Consider the following 14,585-nt stretch of genomic DNA (forward strand, 5'->3'; position numbering starts at 1 on the left):
TTGCACAGACAACCAGGATGTTGGCTTAGAAGCAGCCACCATTTAAAGAGTGCGTAATAGCTCACTGGTCGAGTGACTCTGCGCCGAAAATGTAACGGGGCTAAACACACCACCGAAGCTATGGCTTGATACTTATGTATCAGGGGTAGGGGAGCGTTGTATGCAGCCGTGAAGGTGGACCGGAAGGACTGCTGGAGCGCATACAAGTGAGAATGCCGGTATGAGTAACGAAAAGATCAGTGAGAATCTGATCCGCCGAAAACCTAAGGGTTCCTGAGGAAGGCTCGTCCGCTCAGGGTAAGTCGGGACCTAAGGCGAGGCCGATAGGCGTAGTCGAAGGACAACAGGTCGAAATTCCTGTACCACCGTAAATCGTTACGAGCGATGGGGGGACGCAGTAGGGTAGTGACGCAGACTGATGGATGTCTGTCCAAGCAGTGAGGCTGGTATGTAGGCAAATCCGCATACTATTAAGGCTGGACTGTGATGGGGAGTGAAAATTACAGTAGCGAAGGTCATGATCTCACACTGCCAAGAAAAGCCTCTAGCCAGATGAAGGTGCCCGTACCGTAAACCGACACAGGTAGGTGAGAAGAGAATTCTAAGGCGCGCGGAAGAACTCTCGTTAAGGAACTCGGCAAAATGACCCCGTAACTTCGGGAGAAGGGGTGCCCCGGTAGTGTGAATAGCACGAGGGGGCCGCAGTGAAAAGGCCCAAGCGACTGTTTAGCAAAAACACAGGTCTGTGCGAAGCCGCAAGGCGAAGTATACGGGCTGACGCCTGCCCGGTGCTGGAAGGTTAAGGGGAGCGGTTAGGGGTTAAACCCGAAGCTGTGAACCGAAGCCCCAGTAAACGGCGGCCGTAACTATAACGGTCCTAAGGTAGCGAAATTCCTTGTCAGGTAAATTCTGACCCGCACGAATGGCGTAACGACTTGGGCGCTGTCTCAACGAGAGATCCGGTGAAATTTTAATACCTGTGAAGATGCAGGTTACCCGCGACAAGACGGAAAGACCCCATGGAGCTTTACTGCAGCTTGATATTGGATTTGGGTACGATCTGTACAGGATAGGTGGGAGCCTAGGAAACAGGAGCGCCAGCTTCTGTGGAGGCAACGTTGGGATACCACCCTGATCGTATCTAGGTTCTAACTTGGTACCGTGATCCGGTGCGAGGACAGTGTCAGGTGGGCAGTTTGACTGGGGCGGTCGCCTCCTAAAGAGTAACGGAGGCGCCCAAAGGTTCCCTCAGAATGGTTGGAAATCATTCGAAGAGTGTAAAGGCACAAGGGAGCTTGACTGCGAGACCTACAAGTCGAGCAGGGACGAAAGTCGGGCTTAGTGATCCGGTGGTACCGCATGGAAGGGCCATCGCTCAACGGATAAAAGCTACCCTGGGGATAACAGGCTTATCTCCCCCAAGAGTCCACATCGACGGGGAGGTTTGGCACCTCGATGTCGGCTCATCGCATCCTGGGGCTGAAGTAGGTCCCAAGGGTTGGGCTGTTCGCCCATTAAAGCGGTACGCGAGCTGGGTTCAGAACGTCGTGAGACAGTTCGGTCCCTATCTGTCGTGGGCGTAGGAAATTTGAGAGGAGCTGTCCTTAGTACGAGAGGACCGGGATGGACGTACCGCTGGTGTACCAGTTGTTCCGCCAGGAGCACCGCTGGGTAGCTATGTACGGACGGGATAAGCGCTGAAAGCATCTAAGCGTGAAGCCCCCCTCAAGATGAGATTTCCCAATTAGTAAGACCCCTTGAAGACGACGAGGTAGATAGGCTGGGGGTGGAAGTGCAGCAATGCATGGAGCTGACCAGTACTAATCGGTCGAGGGCTTATCCAAAAAACACCCCAATAATGGGGAAAGCAATAAATCGCACATTGTTTCGTATCTAGTTTTCAGGGAGTAAATCCTTGTTATAACGATTTTTCAAGAAGCGAAAGCTTCGAAAAATCATGTTTGGTGGCGATAGCGGAGGGGTTCCACACGTACCCATCCCGAACACGACCGTTAAGCCCTCCAGCGCCGATGGTACTTGGACCGCAGGGTCCTGGGAGAGTAGGACGTCGCCAAGCAAAGAACCACTGTCGATGACGACGGTGGTTTTTTTATTTTGTCTATTTATATATATGAATCGTTTATGTAATAGGTAGTAACATTTTTGTTACGGATTAAAACACATGAGAAGTTATAATAGAATAGGGTTCTTTTAACATAGAGATCGTGTCACTTCGCAACAAAGGGGGAATTTCGACTGCGTTACAGAATGCTATGTCTCTATGCTATCATCTGCTTCACTATCATCCTTACCGCCTGCAGCCAGGGCACATCGTGGGACTCATACGAGGGTGCAGTGAATGTTAATACCTTTCCCGTACCTAAAGAAGCCAATCGAATGGATCGAGCATCGAACAATCCAGAAATGGATTATGTACAATACACTCTGCCTGGTGTAGGGAAGAATACAGATATACCTCAAGAATATATTAATGAAATTATAGAGTGGGGCTGGAAAGAGGATACGGCGGCCGAGGATACGAGCAACACGGACTCTGCCCCTCGCATTTTCGTAAAAGATAGCACCCGTGTTCATTTATCCCTGCATAATGGCTATCTGACGGTATTGGTACCCACACAGGACCCTTCCATTATTAAACCTAAGACCGTAGACAGTAACTAGACCTTCACGAGAGTGAAGGTCTTTTTTATATGTATAGAATGAGCCGTATCCGCTCTATTTCATTGAATATAGTAGGCAACTTCTAGATGGGATATTTTTAAATAGCCGTCTTTTCTTTGTCTGAATAGCCATAGGAGGCACGTGAGACGCGGCGCCATCAGCCATACATGCCAAAATAACAAGCTCATCGCAAATGAGGGAGGAGAAGCGACGATAAAAACAAAGACAAAGACTAGACCGATCCAGGTCATATGTAAATGAATACGGCTAAAAAGAGGATAAGCAATATGTTGGGAAGGAATCAGTCCTATCCAGGGAGCTCTCCAGGACCAATGCCACCGATGAAGCTGCCGATTACGAAGAAGAAGGATAGAACGAGATACTAAATAATGAATCCATACCATGGTTACACAGGACAACAGAAAATACAAAAGCCCAGACCAAGTAAAGAAGACGAGGCAGGCGAACAGCATAATGAATGTTAAGCTTAAGTAACTAAGTAAAGCTGGCCTGGATATATTGATTTTGCGGATAAGACGATATTGATAGTAAGTAGCCTGATCTCCGATTACCGCGGACATTCCATTCATAACCTCCTATTCATAGCAGAGAACGGCTCTTGATACGAGCTACATAGCAATCAAAAGACCGAATTTATATATTATATATCGGATGGCTGTCTGGAAAAATTTAAATGTTACGCATAATTGGGTACAGACACCTATACGTATTAGGTTGAATAGCATAGGTTATGGAAATAAAGTAGAGTTTCACTATGAAAAGGTTTAAAATAGTAGAAACTGTACCATACTGATAGCAAAAGGAATGAAGGTGGGATCGTATGGAAACACAACAAATGGAGCACACGTGCATTGTTTGTGAGCAGCGTAAGAAGGAAGGCATTTTTATAGTCTCTGAGTTTATTTGCACAGATTGTGAGACCGAGATGGTACACACTGACGCGCAGGACGCCAAGTATCCATTTTTTATTCATCAGTTAAAGCAGATTTGGCTGCATCAAAATAATGTATAATAGACAAGTCATAATTATGAACTTATTTTTAAAGGTCTGAGTAAGGCCTTTTTATTTTTTCTAGATTAAATGGATGGGTCCAGAGTAAGTTTGATATGATATACCTTTAAAATGTTTTACAATGGAAGAAGGATAATGACGGAAAGGTTTTATGATCTATGGGAAACCAGCTTGATAAGCATAGAGCACCTTTATATGAAGCACTTTTGAAATACAAATCATCTCAACAACGAACCTATCATGTTCCAGGTCATAAAAATGGACAAGTATACTCAGATGCATACAGCCGATTCATGCAAGACATCCTGAGTATTGATGTGACCGAAATAACAGGAACAGATGATTTACATCATCCTGAGGGTGTCATTTTAGAAGCTCAGCATCTGGCGGCAGATTGTTTTGGCGCTGAAGAGAGCTACTGGCTCGTCGGAGGCAGCACTTCAGGGAATATCGCCTTACTACTTACGGTATGTACAGAACCTGGTGATCTTATACTTGTTCAGCGGAACGTTCATAAATCGGTATTACACGGGTTAATGCTGGCCGGAGCTCGGGCTGTCTTTATGTTACCGGAGATGGATCATCAATCCGGGTTAGCTACAGCTCCTTCGGTCGAGACGGTTAGGGCCTCCCTTGAAGCCTATCCGCAAGCAAAGGCTGTATTGATTACGATGCCGAATTATTATGGAATGGGCTTCTCTATCCAATCCATTGCAGCAATATGCCATCAATTCCACGTTCCGCTTCTTGTGGATGAAGCACATGGCGCACATTATGGAATGCACCCGGATGTCCCGGCATCCGCGTTGTCTGCTGGAGCAGATGGTGTGGTTCAATCCACGCATAAAATGCTGTCGGCGATGACGATGGGAGCCATGCTGCATGTACAGGGAGAGCGGATCAATCGGACACTGCTGAAGCAGCGCTTGTCCATGATCCAGAGCTCAAGCCCTTCGTACCCGCTTATGGCTTCGCTTGACTTAGCGCGCCGGCATCTTCATGTGCACGGCGCAGAGGCTTTCACGGCTGGCCTCGCTGCCGTGGATACAGCAAAGCGCGGCATACAGTCGATGCCGCGCTACGGTATACTGCAGCCACCGGCGACAGCGGCTGCAGGCTATACCGCTCAGGATCCATTTAAGCTTGTCATATATGACGAGTCAGGGGACCTGAGCGGTTACGAGCTGCAGCGAGAGCTTGAAGCTCACGGCTGCATGCCAGAGATGAGCGACGACCGTTACGTCGTCCTCCTGTTTAGCCTGGGCTCTACAGAAGAGGATGCCATGCACCTTTTAGGTGCACTCATGCATATATCGTTAGAGAAGGAGCCCAGAAATAAAGACAGCACAGAAGCAAACAACAGTCCTGTTTCCACGTGGAACATTTTGCAATCTGATGTCTATTCCTGTCCCGTCCCTTTTGATATGCGAACCAGAACGGAAGAAGATACCGAATCTGTTGAACTCAGCAAATGTGCTGGCCGCAGAGCAGCGGAGATGGTGATTCCTTATCCGCCTGGTATTCCGATCCTGTATCCAGGAGAGCTGATTGGTGAAGCTATGCAAGAGCGCTTAATTGCACTTCGCAATGCAGGGGCCAAATGCCAAGGGACGCGTGATTCGAGTTTAAATCAGCTGCTCGTTATACAAGAAAAAAGCTAGCGAACACTGAATATTTCAAATAGATCAAGTTGAAAACGTAGTTTAGGAGAGATACACATTGCCGATAGGAAAATTGATTACATTTGAAGGTGGAGACGGCTCCGGTAAAACAACCATGATTAAGAAGCTGTCTGCGTATCTAGAAGACAAGAAAATCCCATACTTAATGACACGCGAGCCCGGTGGAATTGATATAGCAGAGAAAATCCGCTCCATTATATTAAATCCGGAGCATACAACGATGGATGCTCGCACCGAAGCATTGCTCTATGCAGCTGCCCGCAGGCAACATCTTGCAGAGAAAGTCATTCCCGCTCTTCAAAAGGGCGTGATGGTCCTGTCTGACCGCTTTGTCGACAGCAGTTTGGCTTATCAAGGATATGCCAGAGGTCTTGGTATGGAGGAGGTTCGCTCCATTAATGAATTTGCTACAGATCATTTATCACCCGATTTGACACTTTACTTTGATATTAGTCCAGAACAAGGATTAGCTCGAATTGCTGCCAATCAAGGGCGTGAGGTGAATCGGCTGGATATGGAAAACCTGTCGTTCCATGACAAGGTAAGAGAGGGATATCTAATTCTCGCGAAGCAAGAGCCGGATCGAATTCAGGTTATTGATGCTTCTTTGTCACAAGAAGAGGTGTTTTGTAGCTTAATTACGAAGCTAAGGTGTGTAATAGAGGATATTTGAGGGTATATGTCTAATTATTAAGTATTTAAGAAGTACTGTACATCTCTCAGGTACGCTTTGAATCAAATTTTTAGGATCTTAGTATGGGTTATCACTGCAGCTTAAGATTCTTATGGACTAAGTTTTATTCTTCATTATTTGTCGAACTCCCTTAGATGGGGGAATACTCATCATATCTTTGAAGGTTACGCTGCCTTTGGGCAAGAGTGGCCTACTCTGGAATAGAGTAGTGACTTATGCTTTATTCTAAAGCTTGATCCATGGTTTAAGGCAGGTTGAAGCATTAGTGCTGAGCAGGACATTATTTAGAGGAGGCGTTTCAAGATGAAACTTATTGTTGCGATTATTCAGGATAAAGACAGCAATCGTTTATCTAGTGCACTGGTCAAAGCGAACTTCCGGGCGACGAAGCTGGCGAGTACAGGTGGATTTTTGAAAGCAGGGAACACCACATTTATGATCGGGGTGGACGACAGCCAGGTTGAATCCGTAATGAACGTGATCCGCAGCAGCTGTAAGGTAAGAGAGCAGCTCGTTACTCCGGTTACACCAATGAGCGGAACGACCGATTCTTATTTACCCCTTCCTGTAGAGGTTCAGGTAGGAGGAGCGACCGTGTTCGTTCTGCCAGTTGATCGATTTGAACATTTTTAAGAGCAGTCTTTTGGCAACAGAAAGCAGGGATATCTTGTGAAAATCAATCCAGGATTCAGACCACTTCAGAGCGGCATCAATTCGAATGAGAATAATACGAAGCCTGTGCAAAATAAAGGTTTTGCGGATATGATGCAGCAGCAGGGTGAACGAGCTTCTCAGGCAGAGCTGACTCGGCGGTTGAATGAAATCCAGCTGCAAGGGGATCGATTAGCGAGATCGATGACCATACGAGAGCTCAAGGCCTATAAGCAGCTGGTTAAGCGATTCTTAGATGATACGGTAAGAAGAGGCATAGCTACGAAGCAGACCAAAGGCTGGGACCGCCGTGGACGCGGTAAGAAGTATCTGCTGCTTGATGAAGTGGATGCCGCGCTGGTTGCTATGGCGGAGGAGCTGCTTCAGAGTGAGCAGGGGAAGATAGAGCTTCTGCAAAAAATCGGCGAAATTCGGGGAATGCTGATTAACTTGAGCTTTTAAAATCTCATAGCTTATGACGTAACCAAAGACAAGTGATTTCGATCGCTTGTTTTTTTGTAGATAAGAGCAGGCGTTAAATAAGCCGATTGATTTTTTGGCTGAAGAAATGGAAAATGTTTTTTTGTGAATACTAAAATTAAAATGGCTGCGTGTCATGGTATAATGAAGATTAGAGGATTGAACTAAGGATATCCTTCTTTCGAGGTTTTGCTAAGATGGATGATCTTTTTGGTTCTACTCTTCTAAATGATATATAATATCTCATGCTGACTTTTGGTGTGTAACAAGTGAAGTTCTAGACCGCAGCAGCTTTTTTATAGGGGAGGAACTCATGTCATTTCGTGAAATTTTGGGGCAAGATACAGCAAAACAAATGCTGCAGGGCGGACTCCGCAAGAACGCGATCAGTCATGCTTATATATTCAGCGGTCCATCCGGCAGCGGACAACGTCAGATGGCAACAGCATTTGCCCAATCTATTTTTTGCACTCAAAATGCAGACGATGCATGCGGTGAATGTCTGGAGTGTCGGAAGGTGAAGCATGGGAATCATCCAGACCTCCATTATGTAGAGCCTGAAGGCGCAAGCCTCAAAATAGATCAGATTCGCGATTTGCAAAAAATCTTTGCCTATCGGTCTGAAAAAAATAATCCTAAGATTTATATTATTGATCAGGCGGATAAAATGACGGTGCAGGCTGCGAACAGCATGCTGAAGTTCCTGGAGGAGCCGCCGGTGCCGGCAGTAGGAATACTGATCACGAGCAACAAGGGAGCTATGCTTCCTACGATTTTATCTCGAACGCAGGAGATCCCCTTTAAGGCATTGAATCCAGAGCTGGTTCAAGAGATGCTGCAGAAGGAAGGATATGCTCCCGCGCTCGTCAGAACAGCTTCATTTTTAAGCGCCGGACTTGATTCTTGCAAGAATTTGCTTGACCAGAATTGGTTTGCAGAAATTAGAAATGTAGTGTTACAATTAGGGAAAGAATCTCTGTCCAGAGGCGATATTGCGCTGATTTCTGCCCAGCAGAAGCTGTTCAAGACAGGGCTTTCTGAACATCTTGAACTGATGTTTGAACTCTTTCACTTATGGTTCAAGGACATGCTTTATGTTATTTACGGTAAGCAGGAGAACGTTATTTTTATAGATCAACTCAATACACTCTCTACCATTGCTATGACTCGTACAACCGAACAATGGGTGTCCTATATGGACTTGGCTGCAGAATGCAGGAAGAAGCTTCGGTATAATGTGAATGGTCAGCTATGTGTAGAACAACTACTAATTGGACTAGCCTCTTGAGGTGGAGCGCGCAAGTATGAGGTGACTCGATCTCAGGGACGTTCATTCTATACCCTAGCACAGTCCTAACATGATACGCTTCTCGATTGCGGCCCTGTCTTCAGGCTTCGATAGAGGTTTATTGGCATACAAGGGGGTTAATTTTTTTGTATAATGTAGTCGGTGTCCGTTTTAAGAAAGCGGGCAAAATTTATTACTTTGATCCCCTCGATCTTCCTATTGAAAAAGATTCTAGCGTCATCGTAGAGACAGCGAGAGGGATTGAGTACGGCAAAGTCGTTATAGGAAAGAAAGTTGTTGGTGAATCTGACGTTGTATTACCTCTGAAGAAGGTAATTCGCATTGCAGGTGACTCGGACGCCAAAGTGGTGGAAGAGAACAAGCTTGCTGCAAAAGACGCATTTGGCACCTGTTTAAATAAAATCAAAGAGCACGGACTTAAGATGAAGCTTGTCGATGTGGAATTCACATTCGATCGAAATAAAATCATATTTTATTTTACGGCTGAAGGACGTGTCGATTTTAGAGAGTTAGTTAAAGATTTGGCCAGTATTTTTCGGACACGGATTGAGCTTCGCCAAATTGGCGTTCGTGATGAAGCGAAGATGCTGGGAGGGATCGGTCCATGTGGACGGATACTCTGCTGTTCATCTTGGCTGGGTGATTTCGAACCGGTATCCATTAAGATGGCCAAGGATCAGAGTCTGTCCCTGAATCCAACCAAAATATCCGGACTTTGCGGCAGACTTATGTGCTGCTTGAAATTTGAGCATGATAATTATGAGAGCGTCAAGGAAGAGCTGCCGGCTGTCGGTAAGCTTGTCGTAACCTCGTTAGGTGAAGGCAAGGTTGTTGGCATTCACGCAGGCAACCGCAAGGTACATGTTCAATTGTTTGAAATCAACAAAGTAAAAGAGCTTTCTATGGATGACGTCGTCATCAAGTAACCATTATGTTTGCTTTCGGGGTGGGATCTTGGAGAAAAAATCGATTTTTGCGCACATTCTTGAAATGGAAACACAAATGGGACAAATGCATAATGATCTTGGCGAGTTAAAAATGATTGTAAAGGAACTGCTCGAAGAGAATCAACGTTTGACGCTGGAAAATGAACAGTTGCGCAAGGTCCTAAAGCGGGAGTCCTCTTCGGAGACACCTGCACCAGCTCCCAAAAATCCTGTACAATTAGTACCCGCAGCCGAGACTACCGAAGAGGTGGTTGGAGAGGGTTACGATAATTTGGCAAGATTGTATTACGAAGGTTTCCATATTTGTAACGTTTATTATGGGCATTTACGTACAGAGGGCGATTGTTTGTTCTGTCTGTCATTTTTGAATAAGTAACGAGCCGTAGGGATACCCTACGGCTTTTCTATTAACAATACAAACATGAATCATTTCATAATACCTTTAGTTGCTTCAATCAAGGGTATATCCATTAATATAAATCAGGCAGGTATCAAAATGAGCATAAACAAGATTAAGCTACAGCCATCTGAACGATTGGATGATCTGTTAACTCATGATTTGCGTATTATTCAAAGCGACGAGGTATTCAGCTTCTCAATGGACGCTGTGTTGCTGGCCAGATTTGCAGGCCTTCCCAAGCGGGGAAAGGTCCTGGATCTCTGTACAGGGAATGGGGTCATTCCACTCCTCGTGTCCACAAGAACAAAAGCATCGATCGAAGGAATTGAGATTCAGCCTAGAATTGCCGATATGGCCAGACGAAGTGTCATGCTGAATGAGCTCGGAGACCAGATCATGATTCGGGAAGGGGACCTGAGAGCACTCTCTGGCATTACAGGTTATGGAGTCTATGATGCCATTACTGTTAATCCACCCTATATGCCGTTAAACGGCAGTGATATTACACTGAATGAGCATCAGGCGATCGCCAGGCATGAGATCCATTGTACTTTGGAGGAGGTGCTGAAGGCTTGTATGCATTTAGTACGTACAGGCGGAAAAGTATCCATGGTACACAAACCCCAGAGAATCGGTGAGATCATCACCTTAATGCGTAAATATCGGTTGGAGCCGAAACGAATTCGCATGGTTCATCCACGAATCGATAAAGAAGCGAATATGGTGCTCATTGAGGCTTTAAGAGATGGCAAACCGGATGTCAGAATGCTGCCGCCGCTGATCGTGTATAACGAAAATGGGGAATACTGCAAAGAAATTATGGATATTTACTATCCGAGTACATGACTAGCGCTGGATTGGATAGAAGCAGCATCCATGAAACGTGGAACTGGAGAGGAGTTAGCAATGAGTATTCAAGTACAGAAGAGCTTTGAACAAAAAGAAGGGACAGGTACATTGTATCTTGTAGGTACGCCCATCGGTAATTTGGAAGATATCACATATCGGGCGGTAAACACCTTGAAGTCATGTGATATCATTGCCGCGGAAGACACAAGACAAACCCGTAAGCTATTAACTCATTATGAGATTAGCCCTGAGCTGTTGTTTAGTTATCATGAGCATAACAAGGAAGCCAGTGGACCTGAATTAATTCGATATATAATAGAAGGAAAAAATTTAGCCCTCGTCAGCGATGCTGGTATGCCAGCCATTTCTGACCCTGGTTCAGACCTGGTCCGTCTTGCCATTCATGCAGACATTCCCGTGGTGACGGTGCCAGGAGCGAATGCTGCTCTGTCCGGACTAATTGCGTCTGGTCTTGGAACCGAGAGATTTACCTTTGTCGGATTTCTTCCCCGTGAGAAAAAGGACATTACGGCTATTCTGAAAAGTTTCGGCGCATCGCAGGGCACCCTGCTGTTTTATGAGTCGCCGCATCGGGTACAAAAAACGTTGACCGTCATGCAGGAGTTATGGGGTAACCGCAGAGCAGTGCTCGCCAGAGAGCTGACCAAGCGTCACGAGGAATATGTGCGAGGGAATCTACAGGAGTGTATAGAGTGGCTTGAGGAGCATCCGCCCCTAGGTGAATATTGTTTGATTGTAGAGGGAAGAAGTCAGGACGAAGAGAAAGAGCTGCAGAACGAGTGGTGGCAGCATTTAAGTCTTACAGCGCATGTGGAGCACTATGAGAAGGAAGGCCTCTCTCGCAAGGATGCGATGAAGAGTACGGCTGCAGACCGCGAGCTATCCAAAAGGGATGTATATAATGCTTTATTAAAAGAGGGACGATAGACCTTATGCGGATTACAAAGAAAAAACACCTTCTTCGGCAGATTGGATCTGACGAGGAAGGTGTCTAAGGAGATATGAAAAAGGTTAGAAATAACAATTATATATTCACAAGAAAAGCGAGCATCTATATTAAAGGAATCGTAATGATTACTGATTGAAAGTATGCTTTTCTCTATCCAAAATTGATTATAACCTATTTTACTTAATTTGTCACAGGTGCCGGAATTTCAGAAATACATTCGTGACAAACAATTTTACCCTTGAAGTAAGTTACGTTCTCAGCGTTGCCGCAGAAAATACAAGCAGGCTCATATTTCTTAAGCATGATGCGCTCACCGTCTACGTAGATTTCAAGAGCATCTTTTTCACCAATACCGAGTGTACGGCGCAATTCGATAGGAATAACAACCCGGCCCAGTTCATCAACTTTTCTTACAATACCTGTAGATTTCATCATTTTATACTAACTCCTCTCGCCATCGCTTATTACTGTCATGATTCGACATTATTTTATCTTTTATGCTAATCATCATACCAACCATTCCCAAATCAGTCAACATTGAAAATGAAGAATTAAGTTAACATTGTATGAAGAAAGGGAATGAGTACTGGTATTAACGATGATTTTCTAGTATCTATCTATTATTATAACGCGTGTCGATTTGGAAATCAAAACTGCATCATCATTCGACAAACTTTGTCGTATAATGTCGAATATATGAAGTGATTTGTATGGAAAAAGTCGAAATCCGACTTTAGTTGCACACAATTGAATTTTGTTATAAGAAATTAGGTTGAAAAAGGAGCTGATTATCGATGGAACAAAAGCTTAGCGAAGAGAAAGTATTCAAAGACCCTGTTCATAACTATGTGCACGTTCAGGATCCGATCATATGGCAGCTTATCAATACCCCTGAATTTCAGCGTCTTCGCCGAATTCGACAATTGGGGACTACATATTTGACTTTTCATGGAGCAGAACACAGCCGTTTCTCTCATTCTTTAGGTGTGTATGAAATTACAAGGAAGATCATATCGCAGTTTGAACGGAATGAATATCCCGATTGGCCAAAAGAAGAGAAGCTTGTCGCTCTATGCGCAGCTCTGCTGCATGATGTTGGACATGGCCCATTTTCTCACTCCATTGAAGAGGCGTTTGATATGGATCATGAAGAATGGACCTGTAAAATCATACTGGGAGATACAGAAGTAGGGCGGATACTGGGTACCGTAGGTCCTGATTTTGCCCAAAAGGTCGCTTCGGTTATTGCCAAGACGTATGACAAGCCTATAGTTGTTAATCTGGTTTCTAGTCCACTTGATGCCGATCGAATGGATTACTTACTGCGAGATGCCTATTATACCGGAGTGAATTATGGAACTATTGACCTTGACCGCATACTTCGAATGCTGCGTCCTTACCAGGGGAGAGTTGTCGTTAAAGATTCAGGAATGCATGCCGTAGAGGATTATTTAATGTCGAGATATCAGATGTATTGGCAGGTGTATTTTCACCCGGTCACTCGAAGCTCCGAAATTGTCCTGCGTCAAATCTTTAGAAGAGCCAAGGAACTTGTAGCAGAAGGGTACATATTTGACTTCATGCTCAGACCTCTCCTTCATCTGATTAAGGGGGATGTGTCGGTCACAGACTACCTTCGTATCGATGAATCCACGATTCAAGCTGCCTTTAATGAATGGACCTACGAGAAGGATCCGATTCTGAGTGAGCTTTGTACCCGGTTCCTGGACCGTAAGCTCTATAAGTATGTGGAAGTGGATTATATTGAGCAGAAGGATATCAAGCGGATTGAAGATGCATTTCTCAAGGCAGGCTTGAATCCAGCCTATGACCTTGAAATTGATTTTCCTACCGATCTGCCGTATGATGTGTTCCGACCTGATATTGCGGAGAGCAAGAGACAGATCATTATTCTAGACAAGCAGGAAAGACAAAGAGATATATCCGAAGTATCCGAGATTGTTCGCTCCATTAGCGGCATGCAAAAAGGGAATTATCATTTATACTTCCCACAGGAGAAGCTGATGAATGCACTGCCCAAGCTTCCACCGGAAATTGCCGGCATGTTCAAATAATGTGAGACAAGATACAGCTTTGAAAGGAGTAAGAATATATGATGTTATTCGACACACATACCCATTTGGATGCACCTGAGTTCGACGCTGACCGCGAGGAAGTGATTCAGCGCGCTGTCGAAAAGGGGGTTACCCGAATGATTAATATAGGATTTAATCGGGAAACGATTCCTACTACGATGAAACTTGCTGAAACCTATGATTTTATCTATGCGGCAGTAGGCTGGCACCCTGTCGATGCCATCACGATGAAGGATGGAGATTTAGAATGGATTGCATCATTATGTAAACATGAGAAGGTTGTTGCAATCGGTGAAATTGGCTTGGATTATCATTGGGATACTTCTCCCAAAGAGGTTCAGCATGAGGTGCTGCGCAAACAAATCGGACTGGCTAGAGAGATCGCTATGCCGATTGTGATTCATAACCGGGATGCACATGAAGATATTATTCGAATTCTGCGTGAAGAGAAGGCGCATGAAGTGGGCGGAGTGATGCATTCCTTCTCAGGCAGCTGGGAAACTGCAAAAATGGCGCTGGATATGGGCTTTCATATCTCCTTCGGAGGGCCGATTACGTTCAAGAACGCGAAGCAGCCCAAAGAGGTGCTTGCAAAGGTACCGCTAGACCGGCTCTTGATCGAAACGGATGCTCCATACTTGACTCCACATCCATTCCGCGGCAAGAGAAATGAGTCAGCTCATGTGGCCTTGGTAGCAGAAATGGCAGCCGAGCTGAAGGGTATTTCTGTGGAAGAATTGACAGAGATTACGACCGCAAATGCACTGGAACGATTTGACATTCGTTAAAAGA

At 45.1% G+C, this 14,585-nt stretch carries 14 protein-coding genes and 2 rRNA genes (1 of these 16 running past the window's edge); 15 read left to right on the plus strand and 1 reads right to left on the minus strand.

Going from position 1 to position 14,585, the window contains the following annotated elements:
* The 13 genes from PUW25_RS00055 to rsmI form a co-directional block, all read left to right on the plus strand.
* Positions 1-1,844: ribosomal RNA gene (locus PUW25_RS00055) — 23S ribosomal RNA — on the plus strand (it extends 1,088 nt beyond the left edge of the window).
* 116 nt (positions 1,845-1,960) lie between these two features.
* Positions 1,961-2,077 (plus strand): 5S ribosomal RNA (gene rrf / locus PUW25_RS00060).
* Positions 2,078-2,355: 278 nt separating this feature from the next.
* Positions 2,356-2,682 carry a hypothetical protein gene (locus PUW25_RS00065; protein WP_143042164.1) on the plus strand — a complete coding sequence of 109 codons (327 nt, stop codon included), beginning with the start codon at positions 2,356-2,358 and terminating at the stop codon, positions 2,680-2,682.
* Between the two features lie 841 nt (positions 2,683-3,523).
* Entirely contained in the window at positions 3,524-3,715 is a 192-nt protein-coding gene (locus PUW25_RS00070) for a sigma factor G inhibitor Gin (protein WP_047914181.1), read from the plus strand.
* Positions 3,716-3,873: 158 nt separating this feature from the next.
* On the plus strand, positions 3,874-5,376 hold the full coding sequence (locus PUW25_RS00075; protein WP_274337848.1) for an aminotransferase class I/II-fold pyridoxal phosphate-dependent enzyme: 1,503 nt from the start codon (positions 3,874-3,876) through the stop codon (positions 5,374-5,376).
* 58 nt (positions 5,377-5,434) lie between these two features.
* Positions 5,435-6,070: a dTMP kinase gene (tmk, locus tag PUW25_RS00080; protein ID WP_047914179.1), complete on the plus strand. Its 636-nt coding sequence runs from the start codon at positions 5,435-5,437 to the stop codon at positions 6,068-6,070.
* Positions 6,071-6,394: 324 nt separating this feature from the next.
* Complete coding sequence (locus PUW25_RS00085) at positions 6,395-6,724, plus strand: cyclic-di-AMP receptor (protein ID WP_047914178.1); 330 nt, start codon at positions 6,395-6,397, stop codon at positions 6,722-6,724.
* A 36-nt stretch (positions 6,725-6,760) separates the two neighbouring features.
* The gene (locus PUW25_RS00090) at positions 6,761-7,204 is read left to right on the plus strand and encodes a YaaR family protein (RefSeq protein WP_047914177.1); all 444 of its coding nucleotides are present in this window, start codon (positions 6,761-6,763) and stop codon (positions 7,202-7,204) included.
* Positions 7,205-7,535: 331 nt separating this feature from the next.
* Positions 7,536-8,510, plus strand: a complete 975-nt coding sequence (gene holB / locus PUW25_RS00095) for a DNA polymerase III subunit delta' (RefSeq protein WP_090727830.1) — start codon at positions 7,536-7,538, stop codon at positions 8,508-8,510.
* Positions 8,511-8,656: 146 nt separating this feature from the next.
* The gene (locus PUW25_RS00100) at positions 8,657-9,457 is read left to right on the plus strand and encodes a PSP1 domain-containing protein (protein ID WP_047914176.1); all 801 of its coding nucleotides are present in this window, start codon (positions 8,657-8,659) and stop codon (positions 9,455-9,457) included.
* A gap of 28 nt (positions 9,458-9,485) precedes the next feature.
* A complete protein-coding gene (gene yabA / locus PUW25_RS00105; protein ID WP_047914186.1) occupies positions 9,486-9,854 on the plus strand; it encodes a DNA replication initiation control protein YabA in 369 nt (122 codons plus the stop codon).
* 120 nt (positions 9,855-9,974) lie between these two features.
* The gene (locus tag PUW25_RS00110) at positions 9,975-10,724 is read left to right on the plus strand and encodes a tRNA1(Val) (adenine(37)-N6)-methyltransferase (RefSeq protein ID WP_047914175.1); all 750 of its coding nucleotides are present in this window, start codon (positions 9,975-9,977) and stop codon (positions 10,722-10,724) included.
* A 60-nt stretch (positions 10,725-10,784) separates the two neighbouring features.
* Positions 10,785-11,675: a 16S rRNA (cytidine(1402)-2'-O)-methyltransferase gene (gene rsmI / locus PUW25_RS00115; protein WP_047914174.1), complete on the plus strand. Its 891-nt coding sequence runs from the start codon at positions 10,785-10,787 to the stop codon at positions 11,673-11,675.
* 202 nt (positions 11,676-11,877) lie between these two features.
* On the opposite strand, the gene PUW25_RS00120 is transcribed toward rsmI, so the two are convergent.
* Positions 11,878-12,132: an AbrB/MazE/SpoVT family DNA-binding domain-containing protein gene (locus PUW25_RS00120; protein WP_047914173.1), complete on the minus strand. Its 255-nt coding sequence runs from the start codon at positions 12,130-12,132 to the stop codon at positions 11,878-11,880.
* A gap of 359 nt (positions 12,133-12,491) precedes the next feature.
* Between PUW25_RS00120 and PUW25_RS00125 the strand changes: the two genes are divergently transcribed.
* On the plus strand, positions 12,492-13,772 hold the full coding sequence (locus PUW25_RS00125) for an HD domain-containing protein (RefSeq protein WP_047914172.1): 1,281 nt from the start codon (positions 12,492-12,494) through the stop codon (positions 13,770-13,772).
* A 38-nt stretch (positions 13,773-13,810) separates the two neighbouring features.
* A complete protein-coding gene (locus PUW25_RS00130; protein ID WP_193746115.1) occupies positions 13,811-14,581 on the plus strand; it encodes a TatD family hydrolase in 771 nt (256 codons plus the stop codon).
* The last annotated feature ends 4 nt before the right edge of the window (positions 14,582-14,585 follow it).

Source organism: Paenibacillus urinalis, from assembly GCF_028747985.1.
In the GTDB taxonomy this organism is placed as follows: domain Bacteria; phylum Bacillota; class Bacilli; order Paenibacillales; family Paenibacillaceae; genus Paenibacillus; species Paenibacillus urinalis.